This window comes from Streptomyces mobaraensis NBRC 13819 = DSM 40847 (assembly GCF_017916255.1).
Classification (GTDB): Bacteria; Actinomycetota; Actinomycetes; order Streptomycetales; family Streptomycetaceae; genus Streptomyces; species Streptomyces mobaraensis.
Window position 1 is genome coordinate 7157491 of the sequence record NZ_CP072827.1, and the last position, 17250, is coordinate 7174740.

18 protein-coding genes are annotated in these 17250 nt (G+C 74.8%); 11 read left to right on the plus strand and 7 right to left on the minus strand.

Annotated features, from left to right (window positions below; genetic code table 11):
- Window positions 1-5 precede the first annotated feature (5 nt).
- The 3 genes from J7W19_RS30935 to J7W19_RS30945 all read left to right on the plus strand — a co-directional run bounded on the left by J7W19_RS30935 (window position 6) and on the right by J7W19_RS30945 (window position 2713).
- Entirely contained in the window at window positions 6-179 is a 174-nt protein-coding gene (locus J7W19_RS30935; RefSeq protein ID WP_004941049.1) for a hypothetical protein, read from the plus strand.
- 162 nt (window positions 180-341) lie between these two features.
- On the plus strand, window positions 342-2012 hold the full coding sequence (locus J7W19_RS30940) for a sensor histidine kinase (RefSeq protein WP_040888456.1): 1671 nt from the start codon (window positions 342-344) through the stop codon (window positions 2010-2012).
- A 47-nt stretch (window positions 2013-2059) separates the two neighbouring features.
- A complete protein-coding gene (locus tag J7W19_RS30945) occupies window positions 2060-2713 on the plus strand; it encodes a response regulator (RefSeq protein WP_004941055.1) in 654 nt (217 codons plus the stop codon).
- 22 nt (window positions 2714-2735) lie between these two features.
- Here the strand turns inward: J7W19_RS30945 and J7W19_RS30950 are convergent, their stop codons facing one another.
- On the minus strand, window positions 2736-3371 hold the full coding sequence (locus tag J7W19_RS30950; RefSeq protein ID WP_004941058.1) for an alpha-ketoglutarate-dependent dioxygenase AlkB: 636 nt from the start codon (window positions 3369-3371) through the stop codon (window positions 2736-2738).
- 260 nt (window positions 3372-3631) lie between these two features.
- Between J7W19_RS30950 and J7W19_RS30955 the strand changes: the two genes are divergently transcribed.
- Window positions 3632-4804 (plus strand): serine hydrolase domain-containing protein, encoded by a 1173-nt coding sequence (locus J7W19_RS30955; RefSeq protein ID WP_004941060.1) that lies wholly within the window; start codon window positions 3632-3634, stop codon window positions 4802-4804.
- A 24-nt stretch (window positions 4805-4828) separates the two neighbouring features.
- On the opposite strand, the gene J7W19_RS30960 is transcribed toward J7W19_RS30955, so the two are convergent.
- Window positions 4829-5521, minus strand: coding sequence for a hypothetical protein (locus J7W19_RS30960; RefSeq protein WP_004941064.1), 693 nt, complete (start codon window positions 5519-5521; stop codon window positions 4829-4831).
- A gap of 66 nt (window positions 5522-5587) precedes the next feature.
- Window positions 5588-6169 carry a TIGR03086 family metal-binding protein gene (locus J7W19_RS30965; RefSeq protein WP_004941068.1) on the minus strand — a complete coding sequence of 194 codons (582 nt, stop codon included), beginning with the start codon at window positions 6167-6169 and terminating at the stop codon, window positions 5588-5590.
- A gap of 429 nt (window positions 6170-6598) precedes the next feature.
- Here J7W19_RS30965 and J7W19_RS30970 point away from each other — a divergent pair, with 429 nt between their 5' ends.
- Entirely contained in the window at window positions 6599-7468 is an 870-nt protein-coding gene (locus tag J7W19_RS30970) for a universal stress protein (protein ID WP_004941070.1), read from the plus strand.
- A gap of 226 nt (window positions 7469-7694) precedes the next feature.
- On the opposite strand, the gene J7W19_RS30975 is transcribed toward J7W19_RS30970, so the two are convergent.
- Together J7W19_RS30975 and J7W19_RS30980 are read right to left on the minus strand one after the other, a co-directional pair.
- Window positions 7695-8933, minus strand: coding sequence for a PP2C family protein-serine/threonine phosphatase (locus J7W19_RS30975; RefSeq protein WP_004941073.1), 1239 nt, complete (start codon window positions 8931-8933; stop codon window positions 7695-7697).
- Window positions 8930-10588 carry a sensor histidine kinase gene (locus tag J7W19_RS30980; RefSeq protein ID WP_004941076.1) on the minus strand — a complete coding sequence of 553 codons (1659 nt, stop codon included), beginning with the start codon at window positions 10586-10588 and terminating at the stop codon, window positions 8930-8932. Before J7W19_RS30980 ends, J7W19_RS30975 begins: the two co-directional genes overlap by 4 nt.
- Window positions 10589-10710: 122 nt before the next feature.
- On the opposite strand from J7W19_RS30980, the gene J7W19_RS30985 reads away from it, so the two are divergent.
- The 3 genes from J7W19_RS30985 to J7W19_RS30995 all read left to right on the plus strand — a co-directional run bounded on the left by J7W19_RS30985 (window position 10711) and on the right by J7W19_RS30995 (window position 12982).
- Entirely contained in the window at window positions 10711-11082 is a 372-nt protein-coding gene (locus J7W19_RS30985; protein WP_004941080.1) for a hypothetical protein, read from the plus strand.
- Window positions 11082-11516, plus strand: a complete 435-nt coding sequence (locus J7W19_RS30990; RefSeq protein WP_004941082.1) for a response regulator — start codon at window positions 11082-11084, stop codon at window positions 11514-11516. Before J7W19_RS30985 ends, J7W19_RS30990 begins: the two co-directional genes overlap by 1 nt.
- Window positions 11517-11800: 284 nt before the next feature.
- Window positions 11801-12982 (plus strand): L,D-transpeptidase, encoded by a 1182-nt coding sequence (locus tag J7W19_RS30995; protein WP_004941085.1) that lies wholly within the window; start codon window positions 11801-11803, stop codon window positions 12980-12982.
- Between the two features lie 135 nt (window positions 12983-13117).
- On the opposite strand, the gene J7W19_RS31000 is transcribed toward J7W19_RS30995, so the two are convergent.
- Complete coding sequence (locus J7W19_RS31000; RefSeq protein ID WP_004941088.1) at window positions 13118-14593, minus strand: hypothetical protein; 1476 nt, start codon at window positions 14591-14593, stop codon at window positions 13118-13120.
- Window positions 14594-14975: 382 nt separating this feature from the next.
- On the opposite strand from J7W19_RS31000, the gene J7W19_RS31005 reads away from it, so the two are divergent.
- Window positions 14976-15230, plus strand: a complete 255-nt coding sequence (locus tag J7W19_RS31005) for a hypothetical protein (RefSeq protein ID WP_004941093.1) — start codon at window positions 14976-14978, stop codon at window positions 15228-15230.
- A 93-nt stretch (window positions 15231-15323) separates the two neighbouring features.
- Here the strand turns inward: J7W19_RS31005 and J7W19_RS31010 are convergent, their stop codons facing one another.
- Window positions 15324-16031 (minus strand): hypothetical protein, encoded by a 708-nt coding sequence (locus J7W19_RS31010; RefSeq protein ID WP_004941096.1) that lies wholly within the window; start codon window positions 16029-16031, stop codon window positions 15324-15326.
- Window positions 16032-16088: 57 nt separating this feature from the next.
- Here J7W19_RS31010 and J7W19_RS31015 point away from each other — a divergent pair, with 57 nt between their 5' ends.
- Together J7W19_RS31015 and J7W19_RS31020 are read left to right on the plus strand one after the other, a co-directional pair.
- Entirely contained in the window at window positions 16089-16586 is a 498-nt protein-coding gene (locus tag J7W19_RS31015) for an RICIN domain-containing protein (protein ID WP_004941098.1), read from the plus strand.
- 231 nt (window positions 16587-16817) lie between these two features.
- Window positions 16818-17222: a MerR family transcriptional regulator gene (locus tag J7W19_RS31020; protein WP_004941099.1), complete on the plus strand. Its 405-nt coding sequence runs from the start codon at window positions 16818-16820 to the stop codon at window positions 17220-17222.
- The last annotated feature ends 28 nt before the right edge of the window (window positions 17223-17250 follow it).

Sequence of the window (17250 nt, forward strand, 5' to 3'; positions counted from 1 at the left end):
CGGTCATGCAGCGGCAGAGCGACAAGCACAGCCCCAAGAAGGACGACCAGCTCAAGAAGGAGATGCGGGCCCAGACCCGCACCGGCCGCCCGACCCGCTCGGAGGAGTGGCGGGAGCCGGAGGCCCTGACCCGCGACGAGGAGACCTCCCCGGAGCGGCGCCCCGGCCGCGACACCTGACCCGCACCGGCACCGCGGCGGCCGGGCCCGGGGAACCGTCCCCGGCCCGGCCGCCGCCCGTCGGCCGTCCTCATTTCGACGGGTGACCGGCGACTTTCGAGGGCGTGACCGGCGACTTTCGGCGAACGCGCGGGCCGGCCGCCCACGCCTAGGCTCATCCGCATGCGAGTGATCGGCAAGGCCCGTGACGTGTGGGCGAGGTTCGTCGGACCGGGGCAGTGGACGTGGCGGCGGGTGGTGGGGGAGTCCCTGCTGGCCGTCCTCATGGCGCTGCTCGCGGGCGCCCTGGAGTACGGCACCGGGCAGGGGCCGCTCCTCGCCGTCCTCTTCGCGGTCGTCACGGCCGGGCTCTCGCTCGCCCGGCGGGTCCTGCCCGCCACGTCCCTGATCGGCGTGGCCGCCCTCTGCGGCATGAACGAGGCCGGTCTGCTGCCGCTGCTCGGAGTGGTCGCCTGGTCGGCCGGCCGCAGGATCGAGGGCGCCCTCCGCGCGCTCGCCGTCTGGGCGGCGGCCCTCGCCGCGTTCGAGGCGCTGGTGCTGTGGGACCAGCCGCCGCTGTCGTTCGTCGGCCTCTTCCTCATCCTGCTGTTCCTGTTCACCACCCTCGTCCCCGGCCTGGCCGGCCGCTACTCGTCCCAGCGCCGCGCCCTCCTCGACACCCTGCGGGAACGCAACGCCCAACTGCTGCGCGAGCGCCGGATGGTCGCCGGTCAGGCACGGATGCGGGAGCGCCAGCGCATCGCCCAGGACATGCACGACAGCCTCGGCCACCAGCTCGCCCTCATCGCCGTCCAGACCGGCGCCCTGGAGGTCTCCCACGGGCTGAGCGACCAGCAGCGCGAGGCCGTCGGCGTGCTGCGCCAGGCGTCCGTCGCCGCCATGCACGAACTCCGGGCCGTCGTCGGCGTCCTCAAGGACGGCACGCCCGAGGACGAACGCCCCGGCGGCGTGGCCGGCGTCGACGGGCTGGTGGAGGCCGCCGAGGCCGCGGGCACCCCGGTCCGGCTGGTCCGGTCCGGGGAGCCCCGCCCGCTGGGCGCCGCCGCCGACCACGCGGCCTACCGGGTCGTCCAGGAGGGGCTGACCAACGCGTTCAAACACGCCCCGGGCGCCGAACTCACCGTCGGACTGCACCACGAGGCCGACTCGCTGGTGGTGGAGGTCGTCAACGGGCCCGTCCCCGGGGGCGCCGCCCGCCGGCCGGCCGCCGTCAGCGGCGGACAGGGCCTCACCGGGCTCCGCGAACGCGCCCGGCTCGCCGGCGGCATGGTGCACGCCGGGCCCCTGGAGGACGGCGGTTTCCGCCTCGCCGGGCTGCTCCCGTACCACCCGGCGCCGGACGCGGCCGGAAGCGAGGCGTCCGACGACACCTGGCCGCCGGACGGGGACCTCGCCGGGGACGGGCTGCCCGGCGCCGCCTGGGCCGACCCCCGCGAGGAGCTCAGGAACCTCACCGGCCTGCGCCGGAGCAAGGGCTGCCTGGCCGGGTGCGGCGTCGGCGTGCTGGTCCTGCTGGGCCTGGGGGTCCTGCTCGCCTTCGGCGCGGTGGCACTCTTCGAGGCCCTGGACAAGTCGCAGATCGAGCCGGAGACCTACCGGGACATCAGGGTCGGCAGCCCCGAATCCGAGGTCCGTGACCGGCTGCCCTCCGGACGGTCCTTCCTGACCTCCGGCCTGAACCACAAGGGCCCGGCCGAGCCGGCCGGCGCACGGTGCCTGTCGCTGCTGTCCACCGACTCCCCGAAGGACATGGACAAGGACCGCGTGTACCGCTTCTGCTTCCGGGGCGGGAAACTGATCGAAAAGCGCGAGTTCGTCGTCAGGAACGACTAGTGAGTGCTCGTGTGGTGACCCTTCGACCAAATCTGCGGGAGACCTGCGTGATCCGCGTCCTCATCGCCGACGACGAGCCGCTCATCCGGGCCGGCATCAGGATGATCCTGACCTCGGCCGACGACATCGAGGTCGTGGCGGAGGCGCCCGACGGCAGGGAGGCCGTCGAACTGGCCCGCCGGCACCGGGTGGACGTCGCGCTGGTCGACATCCAGATGCCCGTCATGGACGGACTCACGGCCCTGGCCGAACTGGGGCGGACCGCGCCGGAGGTCCGGGTCCTCGTCCTCACCACGTTCGGCCAGCGCGAGAACGTGCTGCGGGCGCTGCGCGACGGCGGGGCCGGGTTCCTGCTGAAGGACTCGGCCCCCGGCGAACTGATCGGCGCCGTCCGCGCCGCCGCCGCTGGCAACGCCTACCTGTCGCCCGCCGCCACGCGGCACGTCGTCGACTCGTTCGCGTCCGCCCCGGCCGAGGAGCGCGGCGAGGAGGCCAGGGCCCGCGTCGCGGCCCTCGGCGAACGCGAGCGCGCGGTGCTCGCCCTGCTCGGCGAGGGCCTCTCCAACGCCGACGCGGGCCGGCGGCTCCACATGAGCGAGGCCACGGTCAAGACGTACGTGAGCAGGATTCTGGCCAAGCTGGGGTGCGGCAACCGGGTGCAGGCGGCCCTCATCGCCCGCGACGCGGGCCTGGGGCGGTAGGACGGAAGGCGGGGCGGCCCGCTCACGCCACTCCGCTCGGCCGGAACTGCACACTGATCCGGGGCCCGACCGCCCGGGCGGTCTTCGGTATCGCGTGATCCCAGGTGCGCTGGCAGCTGCCGCCCATCACCAGCAGGTCACCGTGGCCGAGGGGCTGCCGGACGCGGGCCGGGCCGCCGCCGCGCGGCCGGAGCAGCAGCGGGCGCGGCGCGCCCAGGGACAGGATCGCCACCCTCGTGTCCTCCGCCGCGCCGCGGCCGTGGCGGTCTCCATGCCAGGCGACGCTGTCCCGGCCGTCCCGGTAGAGGCACAGGCCGAGGGTCCGGAACCGCTCCCGCGGCTCGGCCGCGTAGTGCGCGTCGAGCGCGTCCCGGGCCGCCGCCAGCGCGGGGTGCGGCGGCTCGTCGGCCTCGCCGAAGTAGGCCAGCAGCCGGGGCACGGCCACCTCGGCGTCGTACATGTGCCGCCGTTCGGCGCGCCACGGCACGCCGGTCAGCAGCGCCTCGAACAGCGGGTCGGAGCCGCTCAGCCAGCCGGGGAGCACGTCGATCCAGGCCCCGGACCCCAGCTCCGTCCGGCGGGCCTCGGCGAGCGGGCGCGCGAGGCGGATCTCGTCCGCCGTGTCGAAGAGCGAGCCCTGGAGGGCGATGGCGGGCACGGAAGGCGCGGAGGGTCCGGAAGGCGCAGAGGGTGCGGATGGTGCGGATGGTGCGGCCATCCCTCCACCGTACGTCGCGAAGTCGACATATCGCCCTTTTGGTGGCGGGCGGTGCGTTGAGCAGACATACCGCTTACGCGAAGGCGTGCGAAGTGGCTCGAATTCGCCGCCTCGCAAAGGATCTCTTTACCTATACTTCACTCGCCCATGATCATTCCGACGTCGCTCCCACCGGGGCGACGGGACGGCGAGGATGTGCAATGCCGAAGCTCTCACTCCGGATACGTGGCAAGGCCCTCGGGTTCACCGCCGCCCTGGCGGTCGGCGCCGCGGCCCTGACGGGTCCCGCGACCGCCCAGCCCGTCGCGGAGACCAAGGGGTCGCACCAGCAGACGCAGCAGGCCCTCAACGCCCTCCAGGCCGCCGGGATGCCGGGCGTCGCGGCCGGGACCATGGGCCCCGACGGGGAGTGGTTCGGCTCCGCCGGCTACGCCGACACCTCCACCCAGCGCAAGCGCACCGCCCAGGACCACATCCGCGCCGGCAGCATCACCAAGACCTTCGTCACCACCGTCATCCTCCAGCTGGAGGCCGAGGGCAAGCTGCGCCTCGACGACTCCGTCGAGCGCTGGCTTCCGGGCCTCCTCCAGGGCAACGGCTACGACGGCAACAAGATCACCATCCGGCAGCTCCTCAACCACACCAGCGGCGTCCACGACATGGTGGAGACCCCGGAGTGGCGCGCGTACATGAACGGCCCCGGCTTCCTCGAGCACCGCTACGAGTACCGCTCGCCCGAGCAGATCGTCGCCATGGGCCTCAAGTACCCGCCCTACTGGGCGCCGGGCGGCGGCTGGCACTACTCCAACACCGGCTTCGTCATCGCCGGCATGATCATCGAGAAGGCCACCGGCAACCCCTGGGCCCGCGAGGCCGAGCGGCGCATCGTCAAGCCCCTGGGGCTGCGCGAGACGACGTTCCCCGGCACCGACCCGAAGATGCCCGCCCCGCACGCCGTCGGCTACTCCAAGCTCTACGCCGAGAAGCCCGGCCCCGAGGTCTACGACGCCACCGAGTACAACCCGGCGTGGTCCGGCGCCACCGGCGAGGTCATCAGCACCACCGGCGACCTCAACCGCTTCTACAGCGCCCTGCTGCGCGGCAAGCTCTTCCCCAAGAAGCAGCTCGACGCGATGCTCACCACCGTCAAGACCGGGCAGCCCTTCGAGTACGGCCTCGGCCTGATCGTCCGCAGCCTGTCCTGCGGGGTGAAGGTGTACGGCCACGACGGCATCGTCTGGGGCTCGCTCACCAGCAGCGCCGTCACCCGGGACGGCAAGCACGCGCTCACCTTCCAGCTGAACGGCGACTGGCTGGAGGACGGCAAGCCGTACGACGACATGTTCCCGGCCGAGTTCTGCGCCAAGAGCTGATCCCGCGCCGGGGAGGGGCGGGGGCTACGCGGGGTCCCGCCGGTCGCCCGCCAGCAGCAGCTGGGGCACCTGTGTGAACCGCCACCCCGTCCCCTCCCGGGTGAACACCCACACCAGGTCGTAACGGTCCCCCGGCCACGCGCGCGGCGGGGCCGGACGCACCCGGCCCAGGCCCTCGACGATCCGCGCGATCCGGCGGTGCTCCCACGACACCAGGGTCGCGCCGTGCCGCGCGGCGAGCTCCCGGGCGAGCGCGGCCTCCTGCCCCTGCCCGTACGAGCTGTCGACCGGCTTGCCCAGCCGGGCCGCGAGCGGCGCCACCGTCTCGGCCGGCCGTAGCCCCTTGCCGGCGCCGTGCGCGTCCGCCGCGTAGACGGCGTCCGGGCGGCGCAGCCCCGGACGGACCGGCGCACCGCCCTCCGGGGCGAACAGCGGCACCAGCGCGCCGGCCCGCTGCCAGCCGCGCACCACCAGGGCGTGCGCGTTCCGCGCGCCGTCCTCGGTGACGCCGAACGGCGGCTTCCCGCCGTCGTCCTCGTCGGGCTTCTCCGCATGGCGGATGATCATGACGGTGTCGGCGCCGGCCGCCGCCCGGGTCGTCGGCTCCGGGGCGGGCGCCGCGTCGCCGCCCCCGCCGCAAGCGGCGACCGTCGCGCCGCAGACCGCCGCCGCGACCAGTCGCCGGAGGCCGGCCCCCCACCCTCCGCGCTCAGGCATGAGCCCCTTATATCCGGCCGGGGGACGCCCGGGCCAGACCGCGCCGCCCCTCCGGCGCCGGGAACGTCACACCGCGCGCCCCAGCCGCGCCAGCAACCGCGTCCAGTCGTCCGCGTCCGGCGGCGCCGGGACCGGGGCGGCGAACAGGCCGGTCGGCGACATGTCGTCCCCGTACGAGCCGAACACCCGCCCGGCCGCCGCCACCAGCGGCTCCGGCGGGCGCTCCGGCGCGCCGATGGCCCGCGCGAGGTCCCACGCGTGCACCACGGCGTCCGCCGTCATCGCCGCGCAGTAGTCCTCCACGGCCGTCTCCCCGTACGACAGCCGTACCGTGCGCTGGAGCGCGCCCCGGGCGCCGAACGCCGCGACGGCGGCCTCGGCCGCCGCGTCCCAGACCGCCGGCGGATCGTCCCCGAGGACGTCGCCGTCCAGCTCGTCGCCGACGTCCTCGACCGACGCGCCGGCCAACAGCCGCGGTACCCAGAGCTGTTCGGCCGTGAGGTGGTTCACCAGGTCGCGCACGGTCCACTCCGAGCACGGCGTCGGCGCGCTCCACTGGCGCGGCCGGACGGCGTGCACCCGCTCGCCGAACAGGGCCAGCGCCTCCCGGTGGCGGGCCCGCAGGGTGCTCCGTGAGTCCTTGGTCATGCCTCCATGCTCGGCGCGGACGCCGCGCACCGCGAGCGCGCCGCCGTCGGCTGTCGTCGGGGCCGGCCCCTCTGTGGGGCGCGCCCCACGCGGGCCGGTGCTTTCATGGGGGCCGAGCCCCCCCCGCACCCCGCAGCGCCCTGCGGGCGCTGTCCTCAAACGCCGGACGGGCTGATCGGGCGGCCCGGCCGGGGTCCGCCCGGCTTTCGCCGTCGACCGCCCACGCGAGCCGCCGGTCGTCGGCCGTCCCGCCGCCGGCTCCGGCCCGCCTGCCGGACCGGGCCGCTGGAGAGCGGCCGCCCGTGCCGCGCCCCCCGGCGCCCACCGCCGCGACGCGTCGGCCGAACGGACCAGTCGCCGTTCGCGGCCCGTGCCCGGTGGTGCGAGGGTGGCGGGAGTGGGGGCGTGGGGGTGAGGAGGTGGGTGGTGATGGAGCTTCCGCTGGTTGTGGGCGTCGACGGGTCCGCCGGCAGTCTGCGGGCCCTGGACTGGGCCGTGGACGAGGCGGCCCGGCACGACGCGCGGCTGCACGTCCTCTACGCCTCGCTGTGGGAGCGCTACGAGGGACGCCTCCCGCCCCCGGACGGTCCCTCCGAGGAGACCCGGGCCGAGGAGGCCGTCGCCCCCGCCGCCGCGCGGCACGCACGGGAACGCGACCCGTCCGTGCGCGTCCACGCCGAGACCGTCCCCGAGGAGGCCGTGAACGCCCTCGTCGAGGCGAGCCGGCACGCCGCCGCCGTGATCACCGGCCCCTCCGGCCGGGGCACCTTCACCGGGGTGCTGCTCGGCTCGGTCAGCCTGTCGGTGGCGGCCCGCGCCCACTGCCCGGTGATCACCGTTCGGGGCTCGGAGGACGGCCTGCGCGGCGCCCGCGGCCGGGTGCTGGTCGGCGTCGGCGACAGCGAGGAGGCGCCCGCCGCCGTCCGCTTCGCGTTCCGGGAGGCCGCGGCCCGCGGCTGCGAGGTGTACGCGGTCCGCTCGTGGCGGCTTCCCGCCCGGCAGTCCGTGCTCCACTACCCGCTGCCCAGCGACGAGACCCTGGACCACGAGGAGCGGGCCGGCCGCGAGCTGCACGAGGCGCTGCGCGCCGCCGAGGCCGAGTACCCGGGGGTGACCGTGCGCGCGGTCACCGTCGAAGGCCCCGCGCACCGGGTCCTCGTCGCCGCCTCGGACGAGGCCGACCTGCTGGTGGTCGGGGCCGTCCGCCGCCACCACGGGGGCGGCCTCCAGCTCGGCCGGGTCAGCCACACCGCCCTGCACCGGGCGGACTGCCCGGTCGCCGTGGTCCCGGCGGGCTGACGGGCTCCCGGGAGTCCCGGGGACTGACGGCCTACCGGTGAGCCCGGGGGGTGACGGCCTCCTGCGAGCCCCGGCGTGCTGGTGGCCTCCCGGGAATCCCGGGGACTGGTGGCCTTCCGGGACTCCCGGGGACTAGTGGCCTTCCGGGAACCCCGGCGGACTGGTGGACTCCCGAGAAGCCCGGCGGACTGACGGGCTCCCGGAAAACCCCGCCGGCCCCCCGCCCTCAGTCCGCCGCGCGCCAGTCCAGCCGGAGGATCGCCAGATCGTCCGCGTGCCGCTCGGCGTTCAGCTCGCGGACGGTCCGGATGAGCCGGTCGAGTTGACGGTCCGGTGGTTCCTGCGACGGCACCCGGTTCACCAGGTCGACGAGGCCCTCCGCGCCCAGCCGGTGCGACCCGGGGCCGTCGTGGCCCTCGATCAGCCCGTCGGTGTACAGCGTCAGCGCCCCGGACCGCGGCACCGCGAGCCGGGTGGCCGGCCAGTGGCACAGGCCCGGCGCGATGCCCAGGGCCACCCCGTGCTCCGCCGCCACCGGCCGGGTCGTCCCCTCCGCCGTCAGCAGCGGCTCGTGGTGCCCGGCCAGGTGCAGGACGGCGGTGGACTCCCGCAGGTCCAGGGTGAGCAGCGAGCAGGTGGCGAACATCTCGTGCCGGGTGCGCTCGGCCACCAGCATCCGCTCCAGCAGGTCGAGCAGCTGCTCGCCGCGGTGCCCGGCCAGGGTCAGCGCCCGCCAGGTGATGCGCAGGGCGACGCCCAGCGCGGCCTCGTCGGGGCCGTGCCCGCTCACGTCGCCTATCAGGGCGTGCACGACGTGGTCGTCGGTCTGGACGACGTCGAGGAAGTCCCCGGCCAGCAGGGCGCTCTCCCGGCCCGGCAGGTACCGGGTGGTGGCGGTCACGGCGGGGGACTCCAGCAGCGGCGTGGGCAGCAGGCCGCGTTCCAGCCGGGTGTTCTCCTGCGCGCGCAACTGGGTGGCCTGGAGCTCCGCCTTGGCCCGCTCGGCCTGCTTGCGGTGCACCGCGTAGTGCACGGCGCGCTGCAGCAGCTCCGGCTCCACCTGCCCCTTGACGAGGTAGTCCTGGGCGCCCGCGGTGACCGCGCGCACCCCGGCCTGCGACTCCGCGAGACCGGTCAGCACGATGACCGCCACATGCGGGTCCGCCTGCTGGACCGCGGTGACCGCGGCCGTGCCGGAGGCGTCCGGCAGGTGCAGGTCCAGCAGGACGCAATCGGCGCCGCCCGAGCCGTCCGCGAGCAGTTCCGCGCGGGCCTCGGCCAGCGTCTTGCGCCAGATCAGGGTGTGGTCCAGCCCGGTGTCGGCCAGCAGCTCCTCCACCAGGAGGGCGTCGCCCGCGTCGTCCTCGACGAGCAGCACGCGGTAGTGCGGCGGCGCGGCCGGCTTCGGCCCCGGGAGCGCGCCGCCGGTCTGCCGCCCCGGGGCGTCGGAGGTCTGCGCGGTCACGAGGCCGGCCGCCCGGTCCCGGCGGACACCGTCGTCCGGGAGTCGTCCGCTCCCGTGGCCGGCAGTGTGAAGACGACGCGGGCGCCGCCCTCGTGCTCCGGATCGACGGCGATCGTGCCCCCGTGGAACTCGACGATCTTGCGGCACATCGCCAGGCCGATGCCGGTCCCCGGATACGCCTCCCGGGTGTGCAGCCGCTGGAAGAGGGCGAACACCTTCTCCGTGTACTCCGGTCCGATGCCGATGCCGTTGTCGGTGACGGCGAACCGCCAGACGTCGCCGTCCCGCTCGGCCGACACGTGGACGGCCGGACGGCGGTCCGGGGCGCGGAACTTCACCGCGTTCGAGACCAGGTTCTGCCACAGCATGCCCAGTTGCGTCCGGTCGCCGACCACCGTGGGCAGCGGGTCGTGGGTGATCTCCGCGCCCGACTCCTCGACCGGCACGCTCAGCGTGTCCAGCGTGGCCTCCAGGACGGCCTCCAGGTCCACGGTGTCGTGGTCGTTGTGCACCCGGCCGACGCGGGAGAAGGCCAGCAGGTCGTTGATGAGCACCTGCATGCGGTTGGCGCCGTCCACCGCGAAGCCGATGTACTGGTGCGCCCGCTCGTCCAGGCCGTCCCCGTACCGGCGTTGCAGCAGCTGGCAGAAGCTCGCCACCTTCCGCAGCGGCTCCTGGAGGTCGTGCGAGGCCACGTACGCGAACTGCTCCAGCTCGGCGTTGGAGCGGCGGAGCTCGGCGGCCTGCTCGTCGAGCAGCGTGCGGGCCTTCTCGCTGAACTCCAGCTGGCCCACCATGCGTTGCCGCATCGCCTCCACGTCACCGGCCAGCCGGCGCAGGTCGGCCGGGCCGGTGGCCGCGATCGGGCGAGTGAAGTGGCCCTGGGCGACCAGCCGGGCGTCCGCGCCGAGCCGTTCCAGCGGGGTGGTGACGCCGCGGCGCAGCCCCTCGAAGATCAGGGCGGCCACCAGGAGGATCACCGCGGCGATGGCGGTGAAGACCCCGTTGCGGAGCCGGCGGGTGTCGGCCAGGTCGTCGCTGGTGCCGGCCCGCTCCTCGGTCAGGTGCCGCTGCTGCTCCTGGAGGGAGGTGCGGACGGCGTCGAAGGGGCCCTTGCCGCCGCCCGCCCCTTCGAGGACCCGTCCGGCCTCGGCGCCCTGGGCCGCCACGACCGGCCGGGCGACCCGCGCCTGCCACGCCTCGGCCCGGTCCAGCACCCGGTCCAGGTCCGCCCGGGCCGCCGGCTCGTCGCCGACCAGCCGGCGCAGCCGGGCGACGGCCGCCCTCTCGTCCGCCACGCCCTGGGTGTACGGCTCCAGGAACTCCCGCCGGCCCGTGAGGCCGTAACCCCGCACGCCCGTCTCCTGGTTCACCAGCGAGTTCTCCAGCCGCACGGCCTCGACCAGCGCCGGGGAGCGGACGCCGACCAGGTGGTCGCTGATCGACGCGGTCCGGGCCAACGCCCAGGCCCCCACGGCGCCGAGCACCGCGAGCACCGCGAGCGTCGAGCACACACCGACGCGCAGCCACCGGCGCGTCGTCCAGCCCGGCCGGCCGGCCGGGGCCGGCGCACCGCCGGAGCCGCCGTCCCCCGCGGGTCTGTCCGCCGGGGACTCCGGGGAACCGCCCTGTTGAGGAGCAGTCTCGACCGCCACGTTCTCCGCCTTCCCTCTCCGTTCCCCGGGGCTGCTTCCCCGGCGTCCGCGCCGTCACACCGTATCGGTGACGTGACAACACTAGTTGTCGGGAGGGCGGTACAAGATCTAGGGTGTGCGTCATGCCCGGCACCCATTTCTCCCCGCGCCTCGCCGAAAGCGAGATCTCCGCGATGGTGGAGGGAGCGCTCGCGGGCCTGGCGCACCGCCTGGCCCACCGGTCGTTCCGCCTGCTGCCCGCCGCCGGCGGGCCCGCGGACCCCGACGGCGCCCGGGCCGAGGCCCTGGCGTACCTCCACATGCTGGTCCACCTGCAACGGGCCGTGCAGCGCCTGACGGACCGCGCGGCCGAGGAGGCCGCGCGCACCGGGGCCGGCTATCCCCAGATCGGGCGGGCCTGCGAGATGAGTCGTCAGGGGGCCCGCAACCGCTGGCCCGGCATCGTGCACGGCACCACCCACCGTCCCCCGAAGCACACCGAGCGGAGCCGATGATGATGGCCGCCCCCGCGCGCCCCTACGACGTCCTTCTGGTGGAGGACGATCCGGCGGACGCGATGCTCATCAAGGAGGCGCTCCTGGAACACGGAGCCGCCCGCAACCTCACCCAGGTCCAGGACGGCATCGCCGCGCTGGACCACCTGCGCGACCCCGAGCGGCCCCTGCCGGACCTGATCGTGCTCGACCTGAACATGCCGCGGATGAACGGCCGGGAACTGCTGGCCGTCCTCAAGGGGGACGAGGAGCTGCGCACCATCCCGGTCGTCGTGCTGACCACGTCCTCCGCCCCGGACGACGTGACCGACGCCTACCGGCGGTACGCGAACGCGTACGTCACCAAGCCCGTCAACCTCGACGACTTCACCCGCGCGGTGCGCAGCATCGACGCGTTCTACCTGGACACGGCCACGAAACTGCCGCGGCAGTAGGGCCGTTCCGGGCGGTGGCACCCCTCCGGGCTTCCGGAGCCGGTGCCGCCGCTCCGTCGTTTCCGGGGGCGGGTCCCGGGGCGGCGCACGGCGGACGGCCGTCCGCGGCCATGCGGACCGGGATCGTCCGCACGATTCCCGCACAAATATCGTTTTTCTCAGGAACCGTGGCGGCGCCCAGGTCATCTGTACAGGTGAGGCGGGGGGTTGTCGTACTTTCTTTGGCTTTCGGACCGGCAGCGGAGCCGGGCCCGCCGCGGTCTCGCTGTCTTGGAGGTTTTCACGTGCACGTCGGGAAGGGCCGTCGCCCCGTCCTGCTGATATCCGCCCTCATGGGCTCACTGGTGCTGTCCGCCTGTTCCGGGGGGTCGGGCGGCGGCTCCTCGGACGACGCGGGCCCCGCGGCCAAGGTGACCGTGAGCCCGGCGTCCGGCGCCAAGGAGGTCAAGCTCGGCTCGCCGATCTCGGTCAAGGCCGACGGCGGCAAGCTGACCTCGGTGGAGGTGAAGGACGACAAGGGGGAGAAGGTCGAGGGGAAGCTGTCCGGTGACGGCGCCACCTGGCAGTCGGCCGGCAAGGTCAAGCCGCAGACCACCTACACGGTGAAGACCGTGGCGGAGTCGGCCAAGGGCAAGAAGTCCGACTCGACCGCGACTTTCAGCACCCAGCAGGCGCCGAAGGTCAACAAGCTGACCAACACCCCGCAGAACGGGCAGACCGTCGGCACGGGCATGCCGGTCTCGATCCTCTTCGACCACAAGGTGGACAAGGACAAGCGGGCCGAGATCGAGAAGAACTTCAAGGTGACCTCCACCCCGCAGGTGGAGGGCGCCTGGGGCTGGGTGACCGACTACTCCGGTCAGGACCGGCTCGACTGGCGGCCCAAGACCTACTGGCCCAGCGGCACCAAGGTCTCCGTCAAGGGCTCGCTCGCCGGCGTCGACAGCGGCGAGGGCGGCTGGTTCGCCCGCGACTACGACTACGGCTTCACCATAGGCGCCGACCACAAGGCCGTCATCGACGTCCCCGGCCACACGCTGACCATGTACGAGGACGGCAAGCCGGTCGGCAGCGTCAAGGGCTCCGCGGGCTCCCCGGAGGCCCCGACCCGCGGCGGCATCCACACGGTCCGCAGCAAGAACGCGGACGAGACCATGGACTCGTCCACCATCGGCTACGGCAACCAGTGGATGCTGGACGCCAAGTGGGTCACCCACATGACCGCCTCCGGCACCTTTCTGCACTCGGCGCCCTGGAACAACCAGATCGGCGTGGTCAACAACAGCCACGGCTGCTTCGGCATGACCACCGAGGACGCCAAGCGGGTCTACGACTTCCTGCCCATCGGCTCCACCGTGGAGGTCAAGGGCACCTCCAGCACCGTCAAGACCGACGTGGGCAACGGCCTGGAGGTCTGGCAGGAGACCTGGGACCAGTGGCAGAAGCGCAGCGCGCTGAAGAACTGACGCGCGGGACGCGTTGAGGAACCGGCGCGGTCACGCGCCGGGGACCGCGCCGACGGGGCGGCCGGGAGGGAGACCTCCGGGCCGCCCCGTCGGGCGTTCCGGGGGCCGCCGCGTGGCGGCCGAGCGCACGGGGCGTCACGGGGCTTGACCCAGCACCCCGCCGTCCCGCAGGGCACGCACCGCGCGCGGGGACAGCGGGCGGAGCGCCTCGCGCAGGGTGTAGCCGTCGCGGTAGCGGTCGATGGCGTCGGCGACCCGCAGGGAGACGTAGGAACAGGCGCCCGTCCGCAGGTTGACGGCGAGGGCGCGGTCGGCGCGGGCGCTGCGCCGGCCGACGACGACGTCCGGGTCCAGGCCGCGGACGGAGTCCGGATGCGGCCCCGGGGGCGGCAGATAGGCACCGGCGACCCGGCCGGGGGCGAGCCGGCCGGCCCGGGCCAGCGGGCGGGCGAGCGCCGCGGCGAGGGCGGTCAGCCGCTCGGCGGACGGCGGGGCCGGATCGAGCACGGGACGCCGCCGGGCCAGGTCGGGACCGGCGTCGCCCAGCGTCACCGGCGCGGAGGCCCAGGACGGCTCGGCCCAGTCGGCCGGCCAGTCGAAGTGGCGGAGCCCGATCACCCGGTCCACGGCGCCCTCCAGCCGGGCCAGCGCCTCCTCCGCGGCCTCGGGCGGGATCCCGGGCGCCCCCAGCCAGAGTTCGGCGACGACCGTCGTGCCCCGGTCGCGGGCGGCGCCGACGGCGGAGGCCAGCCGGTCCCAGGACAGCACGGTGCCGCCGCGGCCCACCGCCCGGTCGGCGGCGGCGCAGACGCCGATGACGGCGAGCCGGGGGTGCCGGTCGGGACGGGGGGACGTTTCCACCGCCGCCCCGGCAGTCTCCGGCACCACGCCGCCCACCAGTTCCCGCAGCCCCACCCGGCCCGCCCAGGGGCCGGACGGCAGCGGGTCGGCCGCGCGTTCGCGCCAGCGCAGGCCGTCGTCCGGGGCCGGGCCGAACGGGTCCGCGAGCTCCCAGGCCAGCCCCCGGGGCGCGGGCGTCAGCCGGGCGTCGGCGAACGGCGGCAGGTGGCCGAGCGCCGGTGCGTGGGCGGTCGCCCAGCGGCCCGTGAGCTCCAGCCGCCGGGCGCGGGGGAGCAGCGCCCGGGCGAGGGCGACGGCGGCGGGCACCTGCTGCTCGCGTTCGACGATCAGCCGTACGACGGCCCCGCGCGGCACATCCGCGCACGCCCCCGCCAGGGCGCCGTCGTACGGGGCCGGGGCCGCCGCGGCGCGCAGCACGTCGGCGGCGGACTCCAGGCTTCCGTCGGCCGGTTCGAGGTCGTCCAGGCGCAGCCGTACGCCGTGCCCCGGCTCGTGGAGCGCGCCCAGTACCGCGCCGAGTCCGCGCAGCCGGTGCAGCCTGGGCCGGGAGGCGTCGCCCAGGGCACGGGTGCCGGCCGTCGCCATCAGCCGGTCTCCGGGCGCCCGGGACCGGGTGCGCAGCGCGCCGCGCGCGGCCTGGCGGGTCAGCTCGGCGACGAAGCGGCGGCCGACGTCGACGACCGTGGCGCCGTCGGGCACTTCGGTGAGCCGCAGGGTGGGGTCGGCGCCGGGCGGCACGATGAGGATCATGCTTCTCCCGCTGTCGCGTGTGGTGGGCTGCCGTGAACTGCCGTGGTCCAGCAAGGGAATTGACGCGACGTACACCGGACAGCTCCACCATATCAGGGTGAAGTGGGGCGTTGGCCCCTGTCGTGCCCTTTCTCCGTTTCTCGCGGGGAACCGGCCCCGTGCCCCCTTGCGGAGCCGGCAAAGTCCGCCCCCGGAGCGGCAGTCGCAAGATCTGGCAACCCGGATTCCGCTCCTGCTACGCTCCCCGCCGTTGATCTTGCACACCACCAAGGGGGAACCCCGCCATGCGCCGTCGCGCCGCCCTCACCATGGCCGCCTGCATAGCCGCCGGCACCACGCTGCTCGCCACTCCCGCCCACGCCTCCGGGAGCGACCGCGTCAAGTGCACCAGCATGAGCAACTGAACACCAGCCCCTCCCGCATCGAAATCATCTACACCAAGAAGGCCGGCTCCCCCATCAAGGCCCACCTCGGCTTCCGCTCCAACGGCACCACCTGGGGTGAGCTGAAGACCATCAGCAAGGGCGAGCGCGCCAACAGCACCTGGAACATGAGCTACCCCTGTGACCGCAAGTACGTGGGCCTGATCAAGGTCGACGGCCAGGGCACCTTCGAGACCCCGCCGGCCACCTGCTGACGGGACGACGCCGACACCGGAGGGCGCGCGGAACGGCCGGCACCGGCCCGTTCCGCGCGCCCTCCGGCGTCTCCTTCCGGTGAACGCCCGGCGTCAGCCGCCCAGCGGCAGCAGGTACTCGACGGCCCGCCGGTCGGTCGGGACGAAGCCGACGGCGGTCAGGGCCGCGCCGAGGGTGTCGTCGTCGGGCGCCGCGTACGCCTCCGCCGCGCGGACGGCCGGATGCGCCTCGCGCACCCGCCGCACCACCGCCCCGACCAGGGCCGTCAGCTCGTCGGGGGTGTGCTCCTCCTCGCGGTCGTGCACCAGGACGGCGGTGTCCTCCTCGATCTCCACGTCGAACAGCGCGTCCGCCAGGCCCAGCCGGAAGACCGCGTCCTCGCCCGCCGGCCGCTCCTCCACCGGCCCGGCCCCGCCGCCCTCGACGGTGCGGGCGGCGGCGGACAGCTCCAGCCGCCACCAGCGGTAGACCTCGCCGTCCTCGGTGGCGCCGAGCTCCTCCGGGACGGACGGGGGCATCTCGTCGGACTCGGCGACCCAGCGCAGCGCCGTACCGCCCGCCGCGCCGACCAGCGCCGCCGCCTCGCGCAGCATGGGGACGAGCGCCTCGAAGGCGCCCTCGGGCACGGCGGCGAAGCGGAGGGCCGGATCGTCGGCCCCCAGGTCGAGGACGACGACCGAACCGATGACCGCGCCGTCCTCGCGCGCCAGGACGACCGCGGTGGTGCGCTCGTCCTCCCAGTGACCGGCGGGAACGGTGTCGTCGGTGCGCTCGCGACAAACCTCAAGAGAAACAGACATACCCAGATCATCCACCATCCGGCGCGGCGGGGACGGCCCGCGCCACGCGTTACGATCATGGCCTTCACCGGCGGGTTCACCGGCATCTTCACGGCGCACACGGGGGCAGGCATGGAAGGCACGTACCGCATCCGCAACGTCCACAGCGGCCTGCTGCTGCGCGTCGCCGGCGGGAGGGCGGGCGGCGGGGCCCCCGTCGTGCAGGGCGCGGCCGACGGCACGCCCGCCGAACTCTGGCGCGTGTCGCCCGTGCACGAGGGCAGCGGCCTGCACCACATCGTGAACGCCGGCAGCGGCAAGCGCCTGGACGTGGCCAACGCGTCGGTCGAGAACGGCGCCACCGTCCAGCAGTGGAAGGCCAACGGCTACGGCGCCCAGGAGTGGCTGCTCGAAGAGCTGGTCGAGGACCCGGGCACCGTCATCCTCGTCGCCCACATCAGCGGCCTCCTGCTGGAGGTCGCCGACGCGGCGACCGGGGAAGGGGCGCGCGTCCAGCAGTGGGAGGACCGGGACACCCCCGCCCAGTGGTGGCGCCTGGAGCCCGCCGCCGACTGAGCCCGACGCGGACGGCCGGCACCGACGGGCAGCGGGACCCCGTCCTCGCAGGTCCGCAGCCGGGTCATGGGCGCCATCACGACGCGGTTCCGGAGCCGCAGGGCGGCGGAGGTGTACGGGGTGAGCAGCGGGGAGGCCGTTTTGGATGTCATGCGGGAACCGTAGGATCTGACACCGGCGTCAGATTCAAGTCCGCGGCGCCGCGACGAGGTTCGAGCCCGGGGGGAAGGCGTGCGCATCGGGGAGCTGTCCCGCAGGACCGGTGTCAGTGAGCGGGCGCTGCGCTACTACGAGCAACAGGGGCTGCTGACCTCGGAACGCACGGCGGGCGGGCACCGCGAGTTCGGGGAAGCGGCCGTCGACCGCGTGGTGTGCATCCTGGAGCTGTTCGCCGCGGGCCTGTGCAGCAGCAAGATCGCCCAGGTGCTGCCCTGCCTGCCCGGTCAGGGCGGCCGGGAGCGGGCCTCGGAGGAGCTCGTCGCCGGGCTGCTGGACGAACGCGACCGGCTGGACCGCGCGATACGGGACCTGCGGCGCTCCCGCGGCGTCCTGGACGAGGTGATCCGCGAGGCATGTGGCGCCCGGCCGGCGGGACGCCGGCGGCCGGAGTCCGCCGCCGTCCCCGGGGGAGAGTGACCGGCGGGTCGCTTCCGGGGAGCCGGAT

Coding starts and splice junctions, on each gene's coding strand:
- J7W19_RS30935 (WP_004941049.1), top strand. CDS start 6: ATGCAGCGGCAGAGCGACAAGCACAGCCCCAAGAAGGACGACCAGCTC.
- J7W19_RS30940 (WP_040888456.1), top strand. CDS start 342: ATGCGAGTGATCGGCAAGGCCCGTGACGTGTGGGCGAGGTTCGTCGGA.
- J7W19_RS30955 (WP_004941060.1), top strand. CDS start 3,632: ATGCCGAAGCTCTCACTCCGGATACGTGGCAAGGCCCTCGGGTTCACC.
- J7W19_RS30960 (WP_004941064.1), bottom strand. CDS start 5,521: ATGCCTGAGCGCGGAGGGTGGGGGGCCGGCCTCCGGCGACTGGTCGCG.
- J7W19_RS30965 (WP_004941068.1), bottom strand. CDS start 6,169: ATGACCAAGGACTCACGGAGCACCCTGCGGGCCCGCCACCGGGAGGCG.
- J7W19_RS30970 (WP_004941070.1), top strand. CDS start 6,599: ATGGAGCTTCCGCTGGTTGTGGGCGTCGACGGGTCCGCCGGCAGTCTG.
- J7W19_RS30985 (WP_004941080.1), top strand. CDS start 10,711: ATGCCCGGCACCCATTTCTCCCCGCGCCTCGCCGAAAGCGAGATCTCC.
- J7W19_RS30990 (WP_004941082.1), top strand. CDS start 11,082: ATGATGGCCGCCCCCGCGCGCCCCTACGACGTCCTTCTGGTGGAGGAC.
- J7W19_RS31000 (WP_004941088.1), bottom strand. CDS start 14,593: ATGATCCTCATCGTGCCGCCCGGCGCCGACCCCACCCTGCGGCTCACC.
- J7W19_RS31010 (WP_004941096.1), bottom strand. CDS start 16,031: ATGTCTGTTTCTCTTGAGGTTTGTCGCGAGCGCACCGACGACACCGTT.
- J7W19_RS31015 (WP_004941098.1), top strand. CDS start 16,089: ATGGCCTTCACCGGCGGGTTCACCGGCATCTTCACGGCGCACACGGGG.